This window comes from Streptomyces sp. C36 (assembly GCF_040932295.1).
Lineage (GTDB): Bacteria > Actinomycetota > Actinomycetes > Streptomycetales > Streptomycetaceae > Streptomyces > Streptomyces triculaminicus.
This window is the reverse complement of sequence record NZ_JBFQGI010000008.1, coordinates 331,427-354,118: the sequence shown is the minus strand read 5'-3', so window position 1 is coordinate 354,118 and position 22,692 is coordinate 331,427. Positions and strand designations below refer to the sequence as shown.

22 protein-coding genes and 1 tRNA gene are annotated in these 22,692 nt (G+C 73.6%); 9 read left to right on the top strand and 14 right to left on the bottom strand.

Going from position 1 to position 22,692, the window contains the following annotated elements:
* The first annotated feature begins 27 nt into the window (after window positions 1–27).
* Window positions 28–639, top strand: a complete 612-nt coding sequence (locus AB4K12_RS25170) for a TetR/AcrR family transcriptional regulator (RefSeq protein ID WP_368436539.1) — start codon at window positions 28–30, stop codon at window positions 637–639.
* Between the two features lie 14 nt (window positions 640–653).
* On the opposite strand, the gene AB4K12_RS25165 is transcribed toward AB4K12_RS25170, so the two are convergent.
* From AB4K12_RS25165 to AB4K12_RS25150, 4 genes are all read right to left on the bottom strand, one after another.
* Complete coding sequence (locus tag AB4K12_RS25165) at window positions 654–1,886, bottom strand: acyl-CoA dehydrogenase family protein (RefSeq protein ID WP_368436376.1); 1,233 nt, start codon at window positions 1,884–1,886, stop codon at window positions 654–656.
* 5 nt (window positions 1,887–1,891) lie between these two features.
* Window positions 1,892–2,914: a phosphotransferase family protein gene (locus AB4K12_RS25160; protein WP_368436374.1), complete on the bottom strand. Its 1,023-nt coding sequence runs from the start codon at window positions 2,912–2,914 to the stop codon at window positions 1,892–1,894.
* Window positions 2,915–3,024: 110 nt separating this feature from the next.
* Window positions 3,025–3,972: an MBL fold metallo-hydrolase gene (locus AB4K12_RS25155; protein ID WP_368436372.1), complete on the bottom strand. Its 948-nt coding sequence runs from the start codon at window positions 3,970–3,972 to the stop codon at window positions 3,025–3,027.
* Between the two features lie 78 nt (window positions 3,973–4,050).
* Complete coding sequence (locus AB4K12_RS25150; protein WP_368436370.1) at window positions 4,051–4,491, bottom strand: MarR family winged helix-turn-helix transcriptional regulator; 441 nt, start codon at window positions 4,489–4,491, stop codon at window positions 4,051–4,053.
* A gap of 149 nt (window positions 4,492–4,640) precedes the next feature.
* Here AB4K12_RS25150 and AB4K12_RS25145 point away from each other — a divergent pair, with 149 nt between their 5' ends.
* Entirely contained in the window at window positions 4,641–6,173 is a 1,533-nt protein-coding gene (locus tag AB4K12_RS25145) for an MFS transporter (RefSeq protein WP_368436368.1), read from the top strand.
* Window positions 6,170–7,087, top strand: a complete 918-nt coding sequence (locus AB4K12_RS25140; RefSeq protein WP_368436366.1) for an NADP-dependent oxidoreductase — start codon at window positions 6,170–6,172, stop codon at window positions 7,085–7,087. The genes AB4K12_RS25145 and AB4K12_RS25140 overlap by 4 nt, the downstream gene beginning before the upstream one ends.
* A 49-nt stretch (window positions 7,088–7,136) precedes the next feature.
* Here the strand turns inward: AB4K12_RS25140 and AB4K12_RS25135 are convergent, their stop codons facing one another.
* Together AB4K12_RS25135 and AB4K12_RS25130 are read right to left on the bottom strand one after the other, a co-directional pair.
* The gene (locus AB4K12_RS25135; protein WP_086568792.1) at window positions 7,137–7,664 is read right to left on the bottom strand and encodes an NUDIX hydrolase; all 528 of its coding nucleotides are present in this window, start codon (window positions 7,662–7,664) and stop codon (window positions 7,137–7,139) included.
* Between the two features lie 31 nt (window positions 7,665–7,695).
* On the bottom strand, window positions 7,696–8,580 hold the full coding sequence (locus AB4K12_RS25130) for a DMT family transporter (RefSeq protein ID WP_368436364.1): 885 nt from the start codon (window positions 8,578–8,580) through the stop codon (window positions 7,696–7,698).
* 393 nt (window positions 8,581–8,973) lie between these two features.
* Between AB4K12_RS25130 and AB4K12_RS25125 the strand changes: the two genes are divergently transcribed.
* Window positions 8,974–9,930: a hypothetical protein gene (locus AB4K12_RS25125; RefSeq protein WP_368436362.1), complete on the top strand. Its 957-nt coding sequence runs from the start codon at window positions 8,974–8,976 to the stop codon at window positions 9,928–9,930.
* Window positions 9,931–9,965: 35 nt separating this feature from the next.
* Window positions 9,966–11,516, top strand: a complete 1,551-nt coding sequence (locus AB4K12_RS25120; RefSeq protein ID WP_368436360.1) for an APC family permease — start codon at window positions 9,966–9,968, stop codon at window positions 11,514–11,516.
* An 18-nt stretch (window positions 11,517–11,534) separates the two neighbouring features.
* Here AB4K12_RS25120 and AB4K12_RS25115 read toward each other — a convergent pair whose 3' ends face one another.
* The 3 genes from AB4K12_RS25115 to AB4K12_RS25105 all read right to left on the bottom strand — a co-directional run bounded on the left by AB4K12_RS25115 (window position 11,535) and on the right by AB4K12_RS25105 (window position 14,050).
* Window positions 11,535–11,939 carry a (2Fe-2S) ferredoxin domain-containing protein gene (locus tag AB4K12_RS25115; RefSeq protein ID WP_368436358.1) on the bottom strand — a complete coding sequence of 135 codons (405 nt, stop codon included), beginning with the start codon at window positions 11,937–11,939 and terminating at the stop codon, window positions 11,535–11,537.
* A gap of 61 nt (window positions 11,940–12,000) precedes the next feature.
* Window positions 12,001–12,789 carry a ferritin-like domain-containing protein gene (locus tag AB4K12_RS25110; RefSeq protein WP_368436356.1) on the bottom strand — a complete coding sequence of 263 codons (789 nt, stop codon included), beginning with the start codon at window positions 12,787–12,789 and terminating at the stop codon, window positions 12,001–12,003.
* Window positions 12,790–13,000: 211 nt separating this feature from the next.
* Entirely contained in the window at window positions 13,001–14,050 is a 1,050-nt protein-coding gene (locus AB4K12_RS25105; protein WP_368436354.1) for an LLM class F420-dependent oxidoreductase, read from the bottom strand.
* A 149-nt stretch (window positions 14,051–14,199) separates the two neighbouring features.
* Here AB4K12_RS25105 and AB4K12_RS25100 point away from each other — a divergent pair, with 149 nt between their 5' ends.
* Both AB4K12_RS25100 and AB4K12_RS25095 read left to right on the top strand, forming a co-directional pair.
* Window positions 14,200–15,183 (top strand): aldo/keto reductase, encoded by a 984-nt coding sequence (locus AB4K12_RS25100; protein WP_368436352.1) that lies wholly within the window; start codon window positions 14,200–14,202, stop codon window positions 15,181–15,183.
* Window positions 15,180–17,333, top strand: a complete 2,154-nt coding sequence (locus tag AB4K12_RS25095) for a helix-hairpin-helix domain-containing protein (RefSeq protein ID WP_368436350.1) — start codon at window positions 15,180–15,182, stop codon at window positions 17,331–17,333. The genes AB4K12_RS25100 and AB4K12_RS25095 overlap by 4 nt, the downstream gene beginning before the upstream one ends.
* 74 nt (window positions 17,334–17,407) lie before the next feature.
* On the opposite strand, the gene AB4K12_RS25090 is transcribed toward AB4K12_RS25095, so the two are convergent.
* On the bottom strand, window positions 17,408–18,169 hold the full coding sequence (locus AB4K12_RS25090) for a hypothetical protein (protein ID WP_368436348.1): 762 nt from the start codon (window positions 18,167–18,169) through the stop codon (window positions 17,408–17,410).
* 47 nt (window positions 18,170–18,216) lie between these two features.
* Between AB4K12_RS25090 and AB4K12_RS25085 the strand changes: the two genes are divergently transcribed.
* On the top strand, window positions 18,217–18,405 hold the full coding sequence (locus AB4K12_RS25085; protein ID WP_086568809.1) for a DUF5703 family protein: 189 nt from the start codon (window positions 18,217–18,219) through the stop codon (window positions 18,403–18,405).
* A gap of 134 nt (window positions 18,406–18,539) precedes the next feature.
* On the opposite strand, the gene AB4K12_RS25080 is transcribed toward AB4K12_RS25085, so the two are convergent.
* From AB4K12_RS25080 to AB4K12_RS25070, 3 genes are all read right to left on the bottom strand, one after another.
* Entirely contained in the window at window positions 18,540–19,376 is an 837-nt protein-coding gene (locus AB4K12_RS25080; protein WP_368436346.1) for a chaplin, read from the bottom strand.
* A 168-nt stretch (window positions 19,377–19,544) separates the two neighbouring features.
* Window positions 19,545–19,778, bottom strand: a complete 234-nt coding sequence (locus AB4K12_RS25075) for a chaplin (protein ID WP_362260724.1) — start codon at window positions 19,776–19,778, stop codon at window positions 19,545–19,547.
* Window positions 19,779–19,929: 151 nt separating this feature from the next.
* Window positions 19,930–21,258, bottom strand: coding sequence for a M20/M25/M40 family metallo-hydrolase (locus tag AB4K12_RS25070; RefSeq protein WP_207247184.1), 1,329 nt, complete (start codon window positions 21,256–21,258; stop codon window positions 19,930–19,932).
* 235 nt (window positions 21,259–21,493) lie between these two features.
* On the opposite strand from AB4K12_RS25070, the gene AB4K12_RS25065 reads away from it, so the two are divergent.
* Window positions 21,494–21,578, top strand: a tRNA-Leu gene (locus AB4K12_RS25065).
* 113 nt (window positions 21,579–21,691) lie between these two features.
* Here the strand turns inward: AB4K12_RS25065 and corA are convergent.
* Complete coding sequence (corA, locus tag AB4K12_RS25060) at window positions 21,692–22,684, bottom strand: magnesium/cobalt transporter CorA (protein WP_368436343.1); 993 nt, start codon at window positions 22,682–22,684, stop codon at window positions 21,692–21,694.
* Window positions 22,685–22,692 lie beyond the last annotated feature (8 nt).

Below are 22,692 nucleotides of genomic sequence, written 5' to 3'. Positions count from 1 at the left end.
CAGCGGCGGAAGGGCGGGCAGCGGGCGATGACGACCAGGGCGGCGACGGCCAGGGCGACGGACAACGGCGGAAGGCCGGTGCCACGGCGGTTGCTGGCCGCCGCCACCCGGCTGTTCGCCGAACGGGGCTACGACCGGACGTCCGTACAGGACATCGTGGAGGCGGCGGGTGTCACCAAGGGCGCGCTCTATCACTATTTCGGGTCGAAGGACGATCTGCTGCACGAGGTCTACGGGCGGGTGCTGCGGCTCCAGCAGGAGCGGCTCGACGGCTTCGCGGGCGCCGACGCCCCGGTGGAGCGGCGGCTGCGGGCCGCCGCGGCCGACGTCGTGGTGACGACCCTGGAGAACCTCGACGACACGAAGATCTTCTTCCGGTCCATGCACCACCTCGGCCCCGAGAAGTGCAAGCAGGTGCGTGCCGAACGCCGCCGCTACCACGAGCGGTTCCGGGCCCTGGTCGAGGAGGGCCAGCGCTCCGGCGTCTTCAGCTCCGCGACCCCGGCCGACCTGGTGGTGGACTACCACTTCGGCTCCGTCCACCACCTCGGCAGCTGGTACCGCCCGGACGGCGCGCTCGCGCCCCAGCAGGTCGCCGACCACCTGGCGGACCTGCTGATGCGGGCGCTGCGGCCGTAGTACCCGCCCCCGGGTCAGCGGTGGCGCGCGAGCTCCCGGCGGGCCAGCGAGCGCTGGTGCACCTCGTCCGGCCCGTCGGCCAGCCGCAGCGTCCGCGCCGCGGCCCACAGCTCGGCCAGCGGGAAGTCCTGGCTCACCCCCGCCGCCCCGTGCAGCTGGACGGCCTTGTCGAGGATGTCCACGACCGTGCGCGGGGTGGCGATCTTGATGGCCTGGATCTCGGTGTGGGCGCCCTTGTTGCCCACGGTGTCCATGAGCCAGGCCGTCTTCAGCACCAGCAGCCGCAGCTGCTCGACGGCCACGCGCGCGTCCGCGATCCACTCCCGCACCACGCCCTGCCCGGCGAGCGGCTCGCCGAACGCCGTCCGGGTCAGCGCCCGTCGGCACATCAGCTCGATGGCGCGCTCGGCCATGCCGATCAGGCGCATGCAGTGGTGGATGCGGCCGGGGCCGAGCCGGGCCTGGGCGATGGCGAAGCCGCCGCCCTCCTCGCCGATCAGGTGGCCGGCGGGCACCCGGACGTCGTCGAAGACGACCTCGGCGTGCCCCCCGTGGTAGTGGTCCTCGTAGCCGTAGACCGTCATGGCGCGCCGGATCCGGACGCCGGGGGTGTCACGGGGCACCAGGATCATCGACTGCCGGCGGCGGACGTCCGGGGCGCCCGGGTCGGTCCGGCCCATCACGACGAAGATCCGGCACTCCGGGTGCAGGGCACCGGAGATGTACCACTTACGCCCATTGATGACGTAGGTGTCGCCGTCCCGCTCGATGCGCGTCTCGATGTTCGTCGCGTCGGAGGAGGCCACCTCGGGCTCCGTCATCGCGAAGGCCGAGCGGATCTCGCCGGCCAGCAGCGGGCGCAGCCAGCGCTCGCGCTGTTCGTCGTTCCCGAACTGCGCCAGCAGCTCCATGTTCCCGGTGTCGGGCGCCGCGCAGTTCAGGGCCGTGGGGGCCAGCTGCGGGCTCCGGCCGGTGATCTCGGCCAGCGGCGCGTACTGCAGATTGGTCAGCCCGGCGCCGCGCTCCTCGCCGGGCAGGCCGGGGGTGTCGGGGAGGAAGAGGTTCCACAGCCCGCGCCGGCGCGCCTCCGCCTTGAGCTCCTCCACCACCGGCGGTACGTCCCACGGCGAGGCGAGCTTCGCGCGCTGCTCGGCGGCGGTGGCCTCGGCCGGGTGGACGTGCTCGTCCATGAAGGCCAGCAGCCTGCCGCGGAGTTCCTCGGTGCGGGCGTCGAATGCGAAGTCCATGGGACTCAGCCCTCCTTGAGGGTGGTCAGGCCGTTGCGGACGAAGAGCGGGACGAGCTGCCCGATGCGGTCGAAGCCCGCGCCGACGGTCTGCCCCAGGGTGTAGCGGTAGTGGATGCCCTCGAGGATCACGGCGAGCTTGAAGTAGGCGAACGCGGTGTACCAGGGCAGCGCCGTGACGTCGCGGCCCGAGCGGGCGGCGTACCGCTCGACGATCTCGGCGGGCGCGGGATGGCCGGGCGCCTCGCGCGTGGTGGTGAGGGGGGAGCCGGGAACGGCCCGCTGCTCGCTGTACATCACCAGCAGGCCGAGGTCGGTCAGCGGGTCGCCGAGCGTGGACATCTCCCAGTCCAGGACGGCCCGTACGGTGTCATCGGCGCCGACGAGCACGTTGTCGAGCCGGTAGTCGCCGTGGACGACGGCCGGCGCGGGGGAGCGGGGCAGCGCCCCGCCCAGCGCCGCGCGCAGCTCGTCGATCCCGGCCAGCTCACGGCTGCGGGAGGCCTCGAGCTGTTTGCCCCACCGCCGCAGCTGCCGCTCCAGGAACCCCTCGGGCCGCCCGAAGTCCGCGAGCCCGGCCTCCTCGGGATCCACGGCGTGCAGGTCGACGAGCGTGTCGGCGAGGGCCAGCACGACCTCGCGGGTGCGCTCCGGGCCGATCGCGGCGAGCTGGGCCGCGGTGCGGTACGGCGTGCCCTCGACGAACTCCATGACGTAGAAGGGCGCCCCGAGCACGTCCTCGTCCTCGCACAGGAGCAGCGCCTGGGGCACGGGGACCGCCGTCCGGCGCAGCGCGCTGATCACCCGGTGCTCGCGCCGCATGTCGTGCGCGGTCGCCAGGACGTGCCCGAGCGGCGGCCGGCGGACCGCCCACCGCGTCGTGCCGTCGGTGACGGCGTAGGTGAGGTTGGACCGGCCCCCCTCGATCAGCCCGGCCGTCAGCTCCCCGCCCACCAGCCCGGGCAGCGCCCGGTCCAGATGGGCCCGGAGCCGCTTCGGATCGAGTCCGGGGGGATTGCCCTTGCTCATCGCACGCTCCTCGTCAGGGGAGTTGACCGCCACGTCCGGAGGCCATCATGCCGACCGGTCGGTATGCCGTCCAGAGGGAGCCCCCGGCCGGGGCCGGTGGGCGGGGCGGCTCACGCGTGACAGGCGATCGGGCGGCCGCCGTTCATCGTCTGCATGTCGGCGAGCACGGTGGGCGCGTCGAGCGGGGCGCCCAGCGGCAGGCCGTCCAGTTCGGCGTAGGCGCGGTGGAGGTTGGCGACCAGGCGCTCGCTCTCGCGCAGGGCCGCGAACTCGCCGAGGTCGGCGTCGCGGGCGGCCTCCAGCGGGGTGCGGCCGGCGGCGTGGGACGTACGGGCCAGGTCCTCGACGAAGCGCAGGTAGGCCTCGACGGTGTCGTACACCCCGGGGTCGGTGACCCGCCCGTGGCCGGGCACGACGACGGGCGCGTCGAGGGCGCGCAGCCGCTCCACGGCGCGCAGCGAGCCGCTGAGCGAGCCCATCATGAGGAAGGGCGTGCCGCCGTGGAAGACCAGGTCGCCGGTGAAGACGACGCCGTGCTCGGGCAGGTGGGCGATGGTGTCGCCGACGGTGTGGGCGACGCCGGGGTGGATCAGGCGCACCTCGGTCCCGCCGATGTGCAGGGTGAGGGTGTCGGTGTAGGTGAGCGTCGGGGCGGTGACCTCGACGTTGCCGTAGTCGACCTCGGGCCACAGGGTGTGCAGCTGCAGGCCCGCGGCGAGCACCTCGGCGCGGCAGTCGGCGTGCCCGATGACGGTGGCCTCGGGGGTGAAGACGCAGTTGCCGTAGGTGTGGTCGCCGTGGTGATGGGTGTTGACCAGGAGGGAGGGCCGCGGGGCGCCGCCAGCCGCCACCGCGTCGCGCAGCAGCAGGGCCCGCCGCTCGGTGGGCGCGGTGTCGATCAGCAGGGTGCGCCCGCCGCCGGTGACGATCCCGGCGTTGTTCAGGCACCAGCCGCCGTCGGGCTGGATGTAGGCGCTCACCCCGGGGGCGAGCGGGACGGTGTAGGGCTCGGTACCCTCGGCTCCCGGAGCGGGTGCGATGGTGCGCGTGCTGGTCATGCGAAGGCCTCCCGTGCCGTCCGCCGCCCGGCCGGGCGGATCCGATCACCCGTCAGAATACGGGCGGGGGCCGCCGCTTCACCCCCGGTGCTCGAGTCCGGGCCGCAGTCGCTCGAGGAGGCCGTACAGGGCCGTGCGCTCCGTCTCGTCGAGGGCGTCGAGCGCGCTGTGCGTGGCCTGCATCTCGGCGCGCACCCGGCGGATGGTCTCGCGGCCCTCGTCGGTGGCGACCACGTTCTTGACCCGGCGGTCGGCCGGGTCGGGCTCCCGGCGCACCAGGCCGCGCGCCTCCAGCCGGTCCACGATGCCGGTGACGTTGGAGGCGTCGCACAGCAGCAGCGCCGCCAGGCCGCGCATGGGCACCGGGCCCTTGAGCTGGGCCAGCAGCTTGGCCTGGACGGAGGTCAGGCCGTGGCGGGCCGCGGCGGCGGCGAAGTCCTGCCACTGGGCGGTGCCGAGCGCGGCGACGAGCTCCAGGAGCTGGGCCTTGGTCGGGGTGTGGGGGGTGGGGCCGGTCATGGCCTCGAGTGTACTCAAGAGCTTTATGTCATTAACCATTAACTTGACTACCTGAAGTATCCCCGCCTACCGTGGTCCGAGTTGCTTGACGATCTCAAGCATCAATGTCGTGAAGTAACACGAGCAACGTGAAGGAACACCCCCGCCCCATGACCTCCCAGGCCCCCGCCGCGCAGGGCAGTCGGCGCAACGAGACCGTCATCGTCTTCGCGCTGAGCCTCGCCGCCATGGTCGTCTCGATGATGCAGACCCTGGTGGTGCCGATCCTCGGCCTCATCCAGAACGACCTCGAGACCACCTCCGCCAACGTCAGCTGGGTCACCACGGCGACCCTGCTCTCCGCCGCCGTCTTCACCCCGCTGCTCGGCCGCTTCGGCGACCAGCACGGCAAGAAGCAGACCCTGGTCGGCGTGCTGATCGTCATGGTCGCGGGCTCCGTCCTCGCCGCCGTGACCCACTCCCTGCTCTGGCTGATCGTCGGCCGGGTCCTGCAGGGCGCCGCCACCGCGATCTTCCCGCTGGCGCTGTCCGTGCTGCGCGAGGAGATCCGCCCGGCCAAGCTGCCCGGCGCCATGGCCATGGTCAGCGGCACCCTCGCCTTCGGCAGCGGCCTGGCGCTGGTGGCCACCGGCCTGCTCACCTCCGGCGACAACCCCGACTACCGCAGCGCCTTCTGGCTGGCCACCGGCCTCGCCACGCTCGCCCTGATCGCCGTCGTCGCCCTCGTCCCCGCCACCCGTGAGACCACCGGCGGCCGCACCGACGTCCTCGGCGCCCTCACCCTGGCCGCCACCCTGGTGCTGCTCCTGTTGCCCATCACCCAGGGGCACGAGTGGGGCTGGTCCTCCGCCCGTACGCTCGGCTGCTTCGCCGGCGCCGTGGTGATGGCCGCCCTGTGGACCGTGGTCGAGCGCAAGGTCCGCGAGCCGCTGGTGGACATGCGGATGTTCGCCCACCGCCCGGTGCTCTTCGCCAACGTCGCCGGCCTGCTCGTCGGCTTCGGCTCCTTCGCCCTGTTCATCGGCGTCTCCTACCTCGTGCAGATGCCGTCGAAGATCACCGGCTACGGCTTCTCCGCCAGCGTCCTGCGCGCCTCGGTGGAGTACCTGCTGCCCAGCACCATCGTCTCGCTGCTCGCGGCCCCCGTCGGCGGCCAGCTCGTCCGCCACAAGGGCCCCCGCCTGGTGCTGCTGCTCGCCTCGCTGATCGGCACCGCCGGCTTCGTGTGGATCGCCCTCGACCACGAGCACACGTTCTCCGTCATCGCCGCCGGCATGCTCGTCGGCGCGGCCATCAGCTTCGGCTACGCCGCCATGCCCGCCGTGATCGTCGCCAGCGTGCCGCCCAAGCAGACCGGCATCGCCAACGGCATCAACTCCATCTCCCGCTCGACCGGCAGCGCCATCGGCAGCGCCATGATCACCACGGTGCTGGCCTCCAAGAGCATCGAGCACCTGCCGCCGGGCGCGCCCAAGCTGCCCGCCGAGAGCCAGTTCACCCTCACCTTCGTGATCGCCGGCACCGCGTTCCTCCTGGTCGCCCTGGTGGCCTGGGCCGGCCTGCGGAGGATCCACACCCTGCGGGCCGCCGAGGTGGCGGGCCCGGCCCCGGCGGCCGACGCTGGGACGGGCGGCCGGACGCCGGAAGCGGCCGCACCGAGCGACAAGGAGACGGCACGATGAAGGCTGTCAGCTACCGCGCCTACGGGGGCCCCGAGGCCCTGGAGTACGGCGAGCTGCCCGACCCCCGCCCCGGCCCGGACAGCGTCCTGGTGCGGGTCAGGGCCGCGGCCGTCAACCCCGTCGACTGGAAGGCCCAGGCCGGCTACCTCGCCGGCATGATCGACCCGGTCTTCCCCGTCATCCCCGGCTGGGACGTCTCCGGCGTCGTCGTCGCCCTGGGCGCCGACACCCCCGAGTTCCAGGTGGGCGACGAGGTCATGGGCTACGTCCGCGAGGACTTCCTCTCCCGGGGCACCTTCGCCGAGTACGTCGCCGCCCCGGTGCGCACGCTCGCCCGCAAGCCCGCCAACCTCTCCTTCGAGGAGGCCGCGGGCCTGCCCCTGGCGGGGCTGACCGCCTTCCAGAGCCTGAAGGCGGCGCGGGCCGGCGAGGGCGACACCGTCCTCGTGCACGCCGCGGCCGGCGGCGTGGGCTCCATGGCCGTCCAGCTCGCCCGGCACCTCGGCGCCCGGGTCATCGGCACCGCCAGCGAGCGCAACCACGACTACCTGCGCTCGCTGGGCGCCGAGCCCGTGACGTACGGCGAGGGCCTGAACGAGCGGGTACGGGCCATGGCGCCCGGCGGCGTGGACGTCGTCCTCGACCTCGTGGGCGGGGTCGTCAAGGACTCGGCCGAGGTGACCGCCGAGGGGGCCCGCCTGATCTCCATCACCGACCCGGAGGTCACCGGGCTCGGCGGCCGCCTGCTGTGGGTCCGCCCGGACGTCGCGGACCTCACCGCGCTCGGCCACCTGGCCGAGCAGGGGGTGCTGTCCGTGGAGGTCGCCCGGGTCCTGCCCCTGGAGAAGACGGCCGAGGCCCAGCGGCTCAGCGCCGAGGGCCACACCCGGGGCAAGATCGTGGTGACGCCCTAGGGGGACACCCCCTAGGCGTCCTGGGAGGTACGCCGGCCGGACGGGCCGCTCAGCCCGTCCGGCGGTGCTCCCGCAGCCGGGCGTAGGCGGCCAGCCCGTCCGGCACCCACTCCCACGCGTCCAGGCGCGAGCGCAGCTCCTCCTCCGCCAGGAAGTCCCACCAGGCCACTTCCTCCTCCTGCGGCGCGACCGGCAGCTCGCAGCGGACCTCGTAGACCGCCGACCACCACCGCCCGCCGGGCCCCTCGTACAGGAACCGGAACAGCGGCGTGGGCGCGGGCAGCCCGCTGACCCCCAGCTCCTCCTCCGCCTCGCGCAGCGCGGCCTCGTCGTAGGACTCGCCGGTGCCGAGGACCCCGCCCACGAACATGTCGTACCGCGAGGGGAAGACGAGCTTGCGGTCGGTGCGGCGGTGCACGAAGATCCGCCCCCGCGCGTCCCGGGCCTGGACGAACACACAGCGGTGGATCAGGCCCTTCGCGTAGACCTCGCCCCGCGGCGCCCGCCCGACGACCCGGTCGTGCTCGTCGACGACGTCCAGCACCTCGTCGGCCGCGAGCGGCTGCTGATCACTCATGCGGCCATCCAACCAGCCCCCGGCCCCCGCGTCAGTGCGGCTGCAGGTCCCGCACCCGCCCCTCGGGGGTCATCCCCGACGGCATCGCCGGATGGCGGCCGATCAGCACGATCCCGCACACGATCGCCACCAGGCCCGCCGCCTGCCAGGCCAGCGCCCCGGGCGTGGTGCGCAGCCGGTCGCCGAGGAAGCCCACCCCGCAGGCGATCCCGGCCAGCGGCTGGGCCGCGGTCAGCGCGGGCAGCGACATCCGCAGCGGCGCCGTCTCGAAGGCGCTCTGCACCAGCAACAGTGCCGTGAGCCCCAGGGCCGCCACCGCGTACGGCTGCCAGCTGGTGACCAGCGCCGCCGCGCCATGGGCGTCCAGGCGGTCGCCGGTCACCCGGGTGAGGGCGTCCTGGACGCCGTAGAGCAGCCCGGCGGCGACGGCCAGCAGGGCGGCCTCCGTGCTCATCCGCACCCGTTTGGAGATGGCCGCGAGCAGCAGCGCGCCGCCCACCATCACGCCGACGATCAGCCAGTGCCGCAAGGGGTCGGTGACGGTGGCGCCGCCGGTCGGCCGGCCCGCGACGATGAACGCGGCCACCCCGCCCGCGAGCAGCCACAGCCCGGCCCAGCCCGCGAGGCCCAGCGGCTGTTTGGTCTGCCAGCGGGAGAGGGCCATCGCGAACAGCAGGTTCGTCGCCATCAGCGGTTCGACCAGCGAGACCTCCCCCCAGTTGAGCGCGAGGGCGCCCAGCACCATCCCGCAGACCATGAACGCGATGCCCGCCAGCCAGCGCGGCATGCGCGCGAGGTCCAGCAGCAGCCGGAAGGAGAGGAAGTCGCTCATGGGGGCGTGCTGCGCGGCGTTCTGCTGCAGCACGAACCCGACGCCCAGACAGCATGCCGCGCTCACGGCGAAGGCGAAGACCATCACGTCGCACCTCAAGACCGTGCGGTCGAAGGGGATTTGAACGAAAGCTGGCAGAAATGCAACAGAAATACGGTAGCCGCCCTGGGGGCGGTGTGGCGCCCGAGTACCCCTCTTTCGGCCGTTCATCCGGAACAGCCGTGCCCATCCCTTAAGGTCGAACATGAGTACGTCGCATATGCATGCGTCAATCGGGGGTGCGCGGGGGCCGTCCCGCCCTGGCGGATCCGGCAACTTGTACTGACGGTACGTTACTTGACGTTACGTCAGCATCAAGATCGGTCTTGACGCGGAGCCGTGACTACCGGTTTGCTGTGCGTGATCGAGCAAGCTTATTCACCGGCGCCCGGCGACCCGGCGCCCGGAGGGGACGTACGCCGTGGAGGAAGCCCGCAGATGACGCCCCCGCCCCCCTTGGGCCGCTCCCGGAACAAGGAGGGGCCGGCCTTCGAAGCGGCCCTCGACGACCATGAGCTGGCCACCGTCCGGGACGCGCTGGCCCGGGGCCGCTGGGCCGACGCCCGGCAGCTCCTCGCCCGCACCGGAGACGACTGGGACCGCCGCGGCCACCGCCTCGTCGTCCTCGCCGAGGGCCCCACCAGCGTCGCCTGGGCCCGCGAATGGCAGCTCGCCGAGCCCGACAGCCCCGACGCCGCCGCCCTCCTGGCCTGCGCCACCGTCGCCCGGGCCGTCCACGGCAGGGACAACCCCGACGTCGCCCGCGCCCTGTGCCTGGACGCCGCCGGAATGGCCCCCCGCGACCCGACCCCCTGGCTCGGCATCCTCATCCTCGCCCACGGCACCGGCACCGACGGCGAGCGCGTCCGCGCCTTCGACCAGGTGCGCGCCCGGCACCGGGACCACCACCACGCCCACCACCTGATGGCCGCCTGCCTGGCCGAACACCAGGACGGCGACCGCGACGACCCGCTCCACGAGGTCTACGACTTCGCCTCCTGGGCCGCCGAGCAGGCCCCCGCCGACTCGCCGCTGGCCGTCCTGCCCGTCGTCGCCCACGCCGAGCGCTACCGCGTCCTCGCCCGCGCCGGCCTCGAGCCCGCCGACCCCGCCCGGTCGGGGCACTGGGGCACCCGCCGCGCCCGCCAGGTGATGAAGGCCGCATTCGACTGGTGGCTGGAATGGGACGTCGACGACGGCACCGCCCACCCCCGGCGCAAGGTCGACCTCAACTTCCTCGCCCACGCCAAGCTCCACGAGGGCCGCCCCGCCGAGGCCGCCGCCCTGCTCACCCGGATCGGACCGCACGCCACCCACGCCCCCTGGTCCTATCCCGACCGGGATCCCAGGAAGGCCTTCAGGGCCGCCCGCCGCGCCGCCCTCGGCGCCGCCTGAGCCGGCCCCACCCCACGGGAAGGACCACTCCCGCCATGCCGACGGGCACCACCAGCGAGATCAGCACCTTCAAGGGCCGGGCCAGACGCCTGCGCGCCGACCGCATCGGCGTGGCCGGCCTGCTGCTGTCGGTCGTCGCCGCCAGCGCCCCCCTGATGGTGACGGCGGGCGTCATGCCCACCACCTACGGGACGATGGGCATCGTCGGACAGCCCCTGCTCTACGTCGCCCTCGGCGCCGTCCTGACCCTCTTCTCCGTCGGCTACGCCGAGATGAGCCGGCACGTCCACAACGCCGGCGCCTTCTACGCCTACATCGCCCGCGGCCTGGGCGGCACCGCCGGAGCCGCCGCCTCCGTCGTCGCCCTCGTCTCCTACAGCACCATGCAGGTCGGGATCTACGGCATCTTCGGCCACGAGCTGGCCACCCTCCTCGACGACCACCTCGGGGTGAGCGTCGCCTGGTGGGTGCCCGCGCTCGCCGCCGTCGCCGTCACCGGCGCCCTCGGCTGGCTCAAGACGGACCTCAACGTCAAGGTCCTCGGCGTGCTGCTGCTCGTCGAGTGCGCCATGGTCGCCGTCTTCGACGTCGCCGCTTTCGCCGGCCCCGGCACCGACGGCCTGTCCTTCCACTCCTTCGACCCCGCCACCCTCTCCGGCGCCGGCCTCGGCACCGCGCTCTGCCTGACCATCGCCTCGTTCGTCGGCTTCGAACAGGCCGCCGTCTACGCCGAGGAGACCAGCCGCCCGCAGGTCGTCGTCGCCCGCGTCACCTTCCTCGCCGTCGGCTTCATCGCCCTCTTCTTCGCCGTCGGCTCCTGGGCCCTGAGCGTGGCCGCCGGCCCCTCCCGGATCGTCGAGGCGTCCCGGGACGCCGGCCCCGGCCTGCTCTTCGTCCTCGCCGAGGACCGGCTGGGCGCCGGCTTCACCGACGTCATGCACCTCTTCTACGTCACCGGGACGTTCGCCGCCCTGCTCAGCTTCCACAACGTCGTCGCCCGCTACGCCTTCGCCATGGGCCGCGAGGGCCTGCTGCCCGCCGCCGTCAGCCGCACCGCCCGCACCAGCGGCGCCCCCGCCCACGGCTCGCTGCTGCAGAGCGTCGTCTCGCTCCTGGTCGTCACCGTCTTCGCCGTCACCGACGACCGCCCCCACGGCGACCCCACCACGCCCGTCATCCGCCTGTTCACCTGGACGGGCAACGTCGGCGCGCTCGGCGTCATCCTCCTCATGGCCGCCACCAGCGCCGCCGTCATCGCCTTCTTCGTACGCCGCGGCGCGGCCCGCGCCCAGGCCCCGCGCCTGCTCGCCTCCGCCGTCGCCGGACTGGCCCTGCTGGTCATCACCGGCTACGCGGTCGCGGACTTCGGCGCCCTGCTCGGCACCGGCCCCCGCTCCGCCCTGCGCTGGCTCCCGCCCGGCGTCATCGGCCTCGCCGCCGTGGCCGGAACGGTCCTCGGGCTGGTGCTCAAGGCCGTACGGCCCGAGGCGCACGGCCGGATCGGGCTGGGCAACGAGGCGTTCCAGCTGGAGCGCGCGGCGGAGGCCGCGACGGACCCCGCCACCTCGCGCACGGGCGCCCGATGAGGCCCCGCCCGCGGCCCGTCAGCCCTCGAGCGCCTTGCCCACCCGCCGCGAGACGGTGAACTCGTAGAGGTCCAGCACCCCCGGCGCCTCCGCGAGCCCCGGCCCGCCGGCCCGCACCCAGGCCGCGATGTCCGCCAGCGCCTCGTCGTCGTTGACCAGGCCGAGCCACACGGGCCGGCCCCCGGCCGCCCGGCCCGCCGCGGACGGCTGCACCACCGTCACGTTCGCCTGGTCGCACACGTCCAGGCACTCCGACGCCCGCACCTGCGCGGCCTCGCCCACGGCCCGGCGCAGCCGCCCGATCTGCCCGGCGTGGTCGACCCCGGGCACCTTGCGCGCGTCGCCGCAGCAGCAGCCCCGGCACACCGTGATGCGGCAGGGCGCGGCGGAAGGGGCGGGAACGCGGGCACTGTTGGAGATCATCCGGCAGATGATACGCACGGCCCGCGTACGGCCCGCGGGCCCCGGGCGCGGGCGGTGGGCCTCAGGCGAACTCCGGTTCCACCGTGGCCGGACCGCCCAGGGCGTCGCGGCGCCGGGGCATCCGCAACGTGACCATCCGGCGCCAGCCGCCGAGGCGTTCGTAGGCGTACAGGGCGTGGATGCCCGCCGTCAGCGCCGCCGACTTCGCCCGGGGCCAGTCCAGGACGCGGCCCATGCGGTTCATGACGGCGAGGCTGACGTCCCGGTAGATCGCGATCTCGGCGAGCGCGCTCTCGCGCAGCAGGTCCTGGATGAGCCGGCCGTGGCCCTCCGCGGCCAGGCGCAGCAGCTCCTCGTGGCAGTAGGCCAGGTGGTTGGCCTCGTCCTGGCAGATCATCCGGAAGGCCTTGCCGATCTCCGGATGGTCGCCGAAGTGCGCGGTGAGCATGTTCATCTGCTCGGAGGCGCGCTGCTCGGTGACCCGGCTGTGGGCGAGGTAGGCGATGATGTCGCGCTCGGTCAGCGGGGAGTCGGCGCGCAGCTTGGCGTGCGGCAGACCGATGCCCTCCCGCTCGAGGATCCTCGTGTAGTCCGTCTCCGGCGGGACGTCGATCCGTCGCAGGCCGCGCCTGTGCAGCAGGGCGTCGAAGATCCGGCCGTGCTTGTCCTCGTCCGCGCCGTGCCGGGCGATCCTGGGGGCGAGCGCCCGCCGGCTCTCGGGCACGAGGGCGGCGATCCGGCCGTTCTCCCAGCCGCCCTGATGCTCGCCGCTCGCGGCGATGGAGCAGAACAGCCGGTAGGAGTCGTCGTTGTCGAGGATCTCCTGGAACAGACTTCTGGCCGTGAGCATGGCCGTCACCTCCGTAGGCACAGTCAAGTGCCCCGCACGGGGCGCGGCAATCAGGGGCCGCCGCGCGCTCGGCCGAACGGAGGATTTCGTACGGGGATTCAGGGGCCGTCCGGCGCGTAACCACCGGGGCGTCCCGGCGTTGTGCTCGGTGTCGGCCGTGGCGGGGAAGACGACCCCCGAGCCCCCACCACGGCCGCGGCCCCTCCCGGCGTTACGCCAGCCCGGCCCGCTCGAGCGCCTCGACGCCGGTGCGCAGGCCCGCGATCCGCTCGTCCAGGGTGAATCCCGCCGGGGCCAGCGACAGGGTGGTCACCCCGGCGTCGGCGTAGGCCTGCATCCGGTCGGCGATGCGCTCCACACCGCCCAGCAGGGCGGTGGAGTCGATCAGCCGGCGCGGGACGGCCGCGGCGGCGCCCGCCTTGTCACCGGAGAGGTACTTCTCCTGGATCTCGGCCGCCTCCTTCTCGTACCCCATGCGGCGCGCGAGCTTGTTGTAGAAGTTCTGCTTCGCACTGCCCATGCCGCCCACGTAGAGGGCGGTGTACGGGCGGAAGATGTCGGCGAGCGCGTCGATGTCGTCGCCCACGGCCATGGGGACGGTCGGGACGACGTCGAAGCCCTCGAGGTCCTTGCCCGCCTTGGCGCGGCCGGCCCGCAGGGAGCCCAGGGTGGTCTCCTCGGCATGCTCCGGGGCGAAGAAGATGACCAGGGCGCCGTCGGCGATCTCGCCGGTCTGCTCCAGGTTCTTCGGACCGATGGCCGCGATGTACAGCGGGATGCGCTCGCGCACCGGGTGCACGGTGAGCTTGATGGGCTTGCCGGGGCCGTCCGGCAGCGGCAGCGTCCAGTGCTCCCCGTCGTGGGTGACGCGCTCGCGGGCCATGGCCTTGCGGACGATCTCGACGTACTCGCGGGTGCGGGCGAGCGGCTTGTCGAACTTCACGCCGTACCAGCCCTCGGAGACCTGCGGGCCGGAGACGCCCAGGCCCAGGCGGAAGCGGCCGCCGGAGAGCGAGTCGAGGGTGGCGGCGGTCATCGCCGTCATGGTGGGCGTACGGGCGGGGATCTGGAAGATGGCCGAGCCGACGTCGATCCGCTCGGTCTGCGCCGCGACCCAGGACAGCACGGTCGGCGCGTCGGAGCCGTACGCCTCGGCCGCCCAGCAGACCGCGTAACCCAGGCGGTCGGCCTCGCGGGCCACCGCGAGGTTGTCCGCGTCCATCCCGGCTCCCCAGTAGCCGAGGTTGATTCCGAGCCTCATCCGACTCATCCGGGGCACCCCTTACTGATCAGTAACGTCGTCGTTGCGGGGACTCTAGCGCGCCTGCCCGGGGTACGTCATCGGCGAGTTGTCCACAGACAGTGGCGGCATGGCGACGCACCGCGGCCCGGACAGTAATCTCAGCGCTCATGGAACAAAGGCATCTCGGCCGCACGGGCCTGCGGGTATCCCGGCTCGGGCTCGGCACCCTCACCTGGGGCCGGGACACCGGGGAGCACGACGCCGCCGAGCAGCTCAAGTCGTTCCGGGACGCGGGCGGCACGCTCGTCGACACCGCCGACGTCTACGCCGACGGGGGCGCGGAGTACCTTCTGGGCCGGCTGCTGCGGGACCTCGTCCCGCGCCGCGACGTCGTCATCGCCACCAAGGCCGGCAGCGTCCTGGACCCCGGGCGTCGCGTCGACTGCTCACGCGGCCACCTGCTCGCCGCCCTCGACGCCTCGCTGGAGCGGCTGGGCACCGACTACGTGGACGTATGGCAGATACACGCCTTCGACCCGGCCACGCCGGTCGAGGAGACGCTGCAGGCCGTCGACCTCGCGGTCGGCAGCGGCCGGGCCCGCTACGCCGGCGTCTCCAACTTCTGCGGCTGGCAGCTCGCCAAGGCCGCGACGTGGCAGCTCGCCGCGCCGGGCGCGCGCACCCGGCTGGCCTGCACGCAGATGGAGTACTCCCTGCTGCAGCGCGGCATCGAGCGCGAGGTGCTGCCCGCCGCCCGCGACCTGGGGCTCGGCGTGCTGCCGTCCTCGCCGCTGGGCCGGGGCGTGCTGACGGGAAAGTACCGCCGTGCCACCCCGTCCGACTCCCGCGCCGCCTCCGAGCACCTGGCGCCCTTCGTCGAGCCCTACCTCGACGAGACGGCGACCCGCATCGTCGACGCCGTCGCCACGGCCGCCGACGGCCTGGCCACCACCTCCCTGCAGGTGGCCCTCGCCTGGATCCGCGACCGCCCCGGCGTCGTCGCCCCCATCGTCGGAGCCCGCACGGCGCAGCAGCTGAGAGAGGCACTGTCAGTGGAGGCCCTTACGCTTCCGGACGAGATCTGCCAGGCGCTCGACGACGTGTCGGCGCCCGTGCACCGCTACCCGGACCAGGACTGGAGCACGCTGTGAACGACCACCGCCTCGCCGGCGAGGCCACCGACGAGGCCCCCGAGGCGGCCACCACGGTGGCCGCCGAGGAAGGCGACGGCCCGGGCACACCCCCGGGCCCGGACCCGGACGCCCCCGCCGAGCCGGGTGAGGCCGGTGGTACGGACGCGTCCGGTGGTACCGGCGACTCCGGTGCCAGGGAGGGCTCGGGAGCCGCGGCCGCGCCGGAGCCCGGCCCTGCCGCCGAGACGCCCGGGACGCCCGAGGAGCCCGGGTCGGCCCGGCGGTCCGCCGTCGCCGAGGCGCTCGCCGCGGCCGTGCGGGCCGTGGAGAGCGGGGAGCGCCCGGCCGCGTCGTTCTTCAACGAGCCGAAGCCCGCCGCGCGTCCCGCACGCCCGGCGCGCCCCGCGCCGGCCCCGCGCGCGGCCGCCGCGCCGCCCGCCCGAGCGGCGGTGATCCCGCCCAGCGCCGAGCTGACCGAGGTGCTCGCCGCCGGCGGGGCACCGGAGCAGCTGGCCGGGCCGGTCGCCGCGACGCTCGGCGAGCACGCCGCCGAGGCCCTGCGGGAGGACCCGTGGCGGCTGCTGGCCGTGCCGGGTGTGCGGCCCGAGCAGGCGGACGGCTTCGCGCGGGCGCTGCTCGGAGCGGAGTGCGGGCCGGGCGACGAACGGCGGGCACGGGCCCTGGTCGGCTGGCTGCTGGAGCGCGCCGCCCTCACGGGGCACACGGTGCTGGAGTCCACGGCCCTGCGCGCCGAGCTCGCCCGGCGCTCCGTCCCGGACGCGGACGAGGCGCTGCAGAGCGCCGTCGCCGAGGGCTCGGTGCTCGTCTTCCGTGAGGGGCCGGAGCCCGAGGAGACCGAAGAGACCGCGGAGGCGGACGGGAGCGGGGAGCCGGTCCGGCTGCTGCTGGGCCTGGACCGCTACGCCATGGCCGAGGAGAGCCTCGCCGACGGCCTGGCCCGGCTGGCGAACGCCGCCGGCCGGGACGAGGACCTCGCCGGCTGGGAGGACGCCGCCGCCGGCGCGCCCTCGCCGTCCGCCGCCGAGCTGATCCGTGCCGTCGCGTCCGCCGGCCTGGTCACCCACAGCGGCGGAGAGGCCGCCCGGGCCGAGCCCGCCGCGCTGATCGCCGCCGCCGAGGGACTGGGCCTGCGGGCCTGCGCCGCGGCGCACACCGAGGACGGCCGCCGGCGCCTGGCCGCGCTCGGCGTCACCGACGCCGTGACCCTGACCGGCCTGCTCTCCGGCCAGGAGGGCCCGGGGCGCGACGAGGACGGCGCCCTGGCCCTGGACGTCCTGGCCGTCCTGGACGCCCCCCAGCTGGACGTGGAGACGGCCGCCCTGCTGGTGGAGTCGCTCGCCGACGGCACCCGCCTCGTCCTCTCCGGAGACCCGGGCGTCCTGTGGTCCGCGGGTCCCGGCCGGGTGTTCGCGGACGTCGTGGCCTCCCGTACGTGCCCGGCGGTCGTCTCCCGCACCCCCGACCCCGGCCCCGTCGGCGAGCTGGTCTCGGGCATCGCCGTCGGCGAGCTCCAGCAGGTGGACGCCCCCGGCAAGGAGGTCGTGATCGTTCCCGTGCGGGATCCGGGCGAGGCGGTGCACCGCACCGTGCAGCTCGTCGCGGACTCCGTGCCGCGCGCCATCGGCGTGCCCGCCGAGCGCACCCAGGTCATCACCCCCGGGCACGGCGGCCCGGCCGGCACCCGCGCGCTCAACGCGGCGCTCAAGGAGCGGCTCAATCCCGGCCCGGGCCGGTTCGGCGGCTTCGACCCGGGCGACCGCGTCGCGTACGTGCCGGCGCCCGGCCGGATGGTCCCCGGCGCCGTGGTCTCGGCGGACGCGGACGGGCTGCGGCTGGACTGCGGCGGCACGCCCGTGGTCGTACCGCCGGCCCGGGTGGCCGAGGAGGTGCGTCACGGCTGGGCCGTGACGGCCCACCAGGCCGCCGGGACGCGCTGGGAGGCCGCCGTGGTGGTGCTGCCGGGCGACGCCGCGGCGACGCTCACCCGGTCGTGGGTCTACACGGCCTTCAGCCGGGGCGAGCGGCATCTGTCGGTCGTGCACGGGGTGGACCAGGCGCTGGCCCGCGCGGTCGCCGAGGTGCCGGCCACGGAGCGCGACACCCGGCTGCGGCCGCTGCTGGAGGCCCAGCTGCGGCCCGCCGGCTGACCGGCGCGCCCCGGGGGCCGCTGGGCCTCCGGGGCGGGCCTCGGTGGATCACCGGGCGGGGCCGCCCGCGGGGATCACCGCTTGGGCGTGCGGACGCCCCCGGTGCCGGTGCCGTCCTCCTCGTCCCCGTCGAGGTCCAGCTCGTCGTCGATCCCGTCGTCCAGCCCCTCGGCGTCGTCGAGGTCGTCGTCGGGGTCGTCGCCGAGAGCCGTCTCCTCGTCGAAGACGGCGCTGACGTCGAAGCGGCAGACGACCCGCTGGGCGTCGGGCTGGTCGAAGGGCGCGGACAGCCACTCGCCGGGCTCGGCGGGATCGTCGGCGGCGGCCACCCACAGCGTGGAGTCGCCCTCCTCCAGGCCGAACTCCTTGTGCCGGGAGGCGATCTCGTCGGGTTCGTACTCCCCGAAGAGCACGCCGAGGGCCGTGTGCACGTTGTGGCCCACGCCGCCCGGGCCGGCCGCCGCCGTGTCCGTGTCGGTGGCGTCGGGATCGAGGTCGGCGACACGCTGGGCCTGGGCGAGCAGACGCTGGGGCTCGACCACGGCGTAGTCCCTGCGGATCAGCACGCTGAGCGCACTGGGTTCCTCGGGCCCGGCGTAGGCGGGCAGCGTGTCGTCCCCGGGGATCTCGAAGGGGGTGACCTCGTCATAGGCGTCGTAGAGCAGCTCGTCGTACGCCTCGGCTGTCGCGGCCAGCTCGTTGAACGCGGCGTAGACGGCCGGGTCGTCCTCCCCCGAACGGCGTTCGACGGCCTCGAGGTGGCGGTCCAGAGCGGCTTTGACCGCCTCGGCGGCGGCCCGTACCTCGGCAGCGGTTGGCTGCGCAGCATCAGACATAGTGCAGACGCTATCCGCACCGGGCCCGTTCCCGCACAATAGATGCGATGCCGGAATACGAATTCTGTGATGTGTATGTGCCCCGGGGCGTCTCCCGGAAGGCCGCCACACGACTGCTGACCGACCACGCCGAGTACGGACACTGGGAGTTGGACCGACTGCGCCTCTATCCCGACGGCAGCCGCAGGGCACGGCTGCGCCGCCGGATCATCCGCCAGATCCGGGCGACCTGGTGACCGGGTGAACACGCCGACCGGGTGACGGCCCCGCCGAAACGCGTCAGGGAGCGGGCCCCGCGACCGCGGGACCCGCTCCCTGTGTGTCCTCGGGCCGGCTGCCCGTCTTTCAGGTCGGGCAGCCCTGAGCGTCCTCAGCCCTGGGCGCCGCGCGCACGGCGGTAGAGCATGGCACCGCCGAGCAGCAGGCCCGCGCTGGCCGCGCCGGCCGCGCCGAGCTGGCCCGCACCGGTGTGCGCGAGCTCGGCGGCCTGCTGGGCCACCGTCGCCGGACGGTGCTCGGAGCCGAGCGCCGTCGGAGGCATGTGCGCGTCCTTGACCTCCATGGCGGGCTTGGCGTGGTGGTCGCCGGGCGCGCCCGGGTGACCGGCAGGCCGGTCCTGGTGGCCGGCCGGCTTGTGGCCCGGCTTCTCGTCGCCGGGCTTGCCGTGGTGGCCGCCGGGCTTGTGCTCGTGGCCGCCCGGGTGGCCGGGCTTGTCGCCGTGCGGCGGCTGGTGGCCCTGCTCGTGACCGTGGCCGTGCTCGTGACCGCCGGACTGGGCGTGTCCGTCGTTGACGCACGTGTTGCTGGTGGCCGGGTTGCCGATGCCGACGACGTTGACGCTGTTGCCGCACGCGTTGACCGGGATGCTCACCGGGACCTGCGCGGTGTTGCCGGAGACGACACCGGGCGAGCCGGTGCTCTTGCCCTGCGCCAGCGCGCCGCCCTGGTGGCCGTGGCCGCCGCCCTCGTTGACACACCGGTTGCCCGTCGCGGGGTTGAGCAGCCCGATCACGTTCACGGTGTTGCCACAGGCGTTCACCGGCACGTGGACCGGAACCTGGACGGTGTTGCCGGACGCGACACCGGGGGAGTTCGCCGCGACACCCCGGGCTCCCGAGTCCGCCGAGGCGTAACCGCCCGTGACCGCCGCGAGCACTCCACTCGCCGCCGCTGCCGTGATCAGGCCCTTCTTGGTGACCTGTCGCATTTCCTCTTGCCCCTCTACTGCTTTCTGTGCCATGCGGAATACGCAGGGGCGTCATGACCCCGCCCACGCGCGAAAGACTCACGGGTCGAAAGCCGGGTGGCTCCGGCGCACATGGCATGTGCCCCGGAGCCACCCGGTTTTCAATCCTTCACGGGATGAGACGCAACGTCACTTGTTGACGCAGACGTTGCCCGCGGCGGGGTTGAGCAGCCCGACTACGTTGATCGTGTTCCCGCACAGGTTCACCGGCACAGCCACCGGGACCTGGACGACGTTGCCCGAGACGACGCCGGGGCTGTTCACCGCAGCGCCCTGCGCACCCCCGCTGGCGGCGGCGATGCCCGCGCCCGCGAGAACGAGGCCACTGGTGGCAGCCGCAGCAGCGACGACCTTCTTGAGCATTTTTCCTCCTTGTTGGCAATGCGGTCCCAGCCGCGGACCGCACACCTGTAACGACGAGGAGGGAATGGGGCTACGTAACCACTCCGGCGTTCACTCTTTCTGGTTAACAAAACGCCAAATGTGTGCAGTCTGACGCTCGTTCAGACGCGGCTCAGCACTGATCCAGGAATCGATCGAGCACGCGCGCCCCGAATTTCAGACCATCCAACGGCACCCGCTCGTCGACGCCGTGGAACATTCCCGCGAAGTCCAGCTCGGGCGGCAGCTTCAGAGGGGCGAAGCCGAAGCAGCGGATGCCCAGGTCGTCGAAGGACTTGGCGTCGGTGCCGCCGGAGAGCATGTACGGCACCGCCCGCGCGATCGGGTCCTCGGCCCTGAGCGCCGACTGCATGGCATCCACCAGGTCGCCGTCGAAGCTGGTCTCCAGGGCCTTGTCCGCGTGGACGTCCTCCCGCCGGACCCGGGGCCCCAGGATGCGGTCCAGGTCGGCGAGGAACTCCTCCTCGTACCCCGGCAGGAAGCGGCCGTCGACGTGCGCCGTGGCCTGTCCCGGGATCACGTTGACCTTGTAGCCCGCGCCGAGCATCGTGGGGGCCGCGGTGTTGCGCAGCGTGGTGCCGATCATCTTGGCGATGCCGCCGAGCTTGGCGAGCGTGGCCTCCATGTCCTCGGGGTCGAGGGGGGTGCCGAGCGCGTCCGACAGCTCGTCCAGGAAGGACCGTACGGTCTTGGTCACCCGCACCGGGAACTCGTGCCGGCCCAGCCGGGCGACCGCCTCGCACAGCTCCGTGATGGCGTTGTCCTTGTTGGTCATCGAGCCGTGGCCCGCCGTGCCGTCCACGGTGAGCCGCATCCAGTGCATGCCCTTCTGGGCGGTCTCGATCAGATAGAGCCGCAGGTTCTCGTTGACGGTGAAGGAGAAGCCGCCCACCTCGCCGATGGCCTCCGTCACCCCCTCGAAGAGGCCGGGGTGCTTGTCGACCAGATGGCGGGCGCCGTACGTGCCGCCCGCCTCCTCGTCGGCGAGGAAGGCCAGCACGATGTCGCGCGGCGGCTTGCGGCCCGAACGCAGCCGGTCGCGGACCACCGCGAGCGTCATCGCGTCCATGTCCTTCATGTCGACCGCGCCGCGCCCCCACAGGCACCCGTCCGCGATCTCGCCCGCGAAGGGATGGTGGGTCCAGTCGTCGGCGTCGGCGGGCACCACGTCGGTGTGCCCGTGGATGAGCAGGGCCGGCCGGGAGGGGTCGGCACCCTCTATCCGCGCGACCGTGGAGGCCCGCCCCTTGTGCGACTCGATGATCTTCGGCTCGAGGCCCACCTCGGCGAGCTTCTCGGCCACGTACTCGGCGGCCAGGCGCTCGCCCGGCCCGGAGTGGTCGCCGTAGTTGCTGGTGTCGATGCGGATCAGGTCGCGGCACAGATCGACGACCTCGCTCTCGGCGCTCAAGCCGGCGGTGGCCGGCTTCGACTCGCTCACGCTGCCTCCTCGTCGTTGCCCGCCGGTCGGCCGGTCCGCGCGCGAGCGGCGGCCTCCGGCGGAGGTCCACCGCCATCCTCCACCCGGCGTTCCCCCAGCCCAAGGCCGCAATGCCGCCGACACGCCCCGGCAACGATCACGGCCCCCGCGATCCGGCCGGGTGATCGAGCACCCCCGGATGTTTGCTATTGTTTTCCATGTCGCCGCGGGGAACACCGCGAACGACAGACACCTTGTCCGGGTGGCGGAATGGCAGACGCGCTAGCTTGAGGTGCTAGTGCCCTTTATCGGGCGTGGGGGTTCAAGTCCCCCCTCGGACACAAACGAGAACCCCACTTCGGTGGGGTTCTCTTGTTTTACCCGGCGGGTGTTCTACCCGGCGGGCCGGCCGGGCCCGCCGGGCAGCCGCCGGCCGCCGGTCGCCCGGCCCGGTTCACAGCCAGCCGCGCCGCTTGAAGAGGCGGTGCAGCCAGAAGACGAGGCCCGCCATCAGGATCAGCACGGCCGGGTAGCCCCATGGCTCGCGCAGCTCGGGCATGTGGTCGAAGTTCATGCCGTACACCCCGGCGACCATCGTCGGGACCGCCGCCATCGCCGCCCAAGCGGAGATCTTGCGCATGTCGTCGTTCTGCTGGACGCCCATCTGCGCGAGGTGGGCGGAGAGGATGTCCGTCAGCAGGCGGTCCAGGCCGTCGACGGACTCGTTGGCCCGCGTCAGGTGGTCGCTCACGTCGCGGAAGAACGGCCGGGCGCGCTCGTCGACGAACGGCAGGCCCGACGCCGCCAGCCGTATCACCGGCTCGGTCAGCGGGACGGTGGCCCGGCGGAACTCCACCACCTGGCGCTTGAAGGAGTAGATGCGCGACGCCGTATGCCGGGTGTCGCCGCCCGGCGGGGCGAACACCTCGGCCTCCAGGTCGTCCAGGTCCGCCTGCAGCATGGCCGACACCTCGATGTAATGGTCGACGACGTCGTCGCTCACCGCGTAGAGCACCGCCGTCGGCCCGTGCGCCAGCAGCTCGGGGTCCTGCTCCAGGCGGCGGCGCACCCGGGCCAGCGGGCTGCCCTCACCGTGCCGGACGGTCACCACGAAGGAGTCGCCGAGGAAGAGCATCAGCTCGCCGGTGCTGACGGTGTCCGCGTCGTCGTCGTAGACCACCGGCTTGAGCACCACGAACAGCGAGTCGTCGTACACCTCCAGCTTCGGCCGCTGATGCGCGTTGAGCGCGTCCTCCACGGCCAGCGGGTGGAGCGCGAACTCGCTCGCCACCAGCTCGAACTCCTTCTCGGTGGGCTCGTGCAGCCCGATCCACACGAAGGCGTCGCCGGCCGCCCGCGCCTCGTCGAGCGCGTCGGAGAAGTCGGAGGGCCCTTCGGTGCGGTGCCCGTCCCGGTAGATGGCGCAGTCCACGATCACGCGGGGCATTCTGCCCT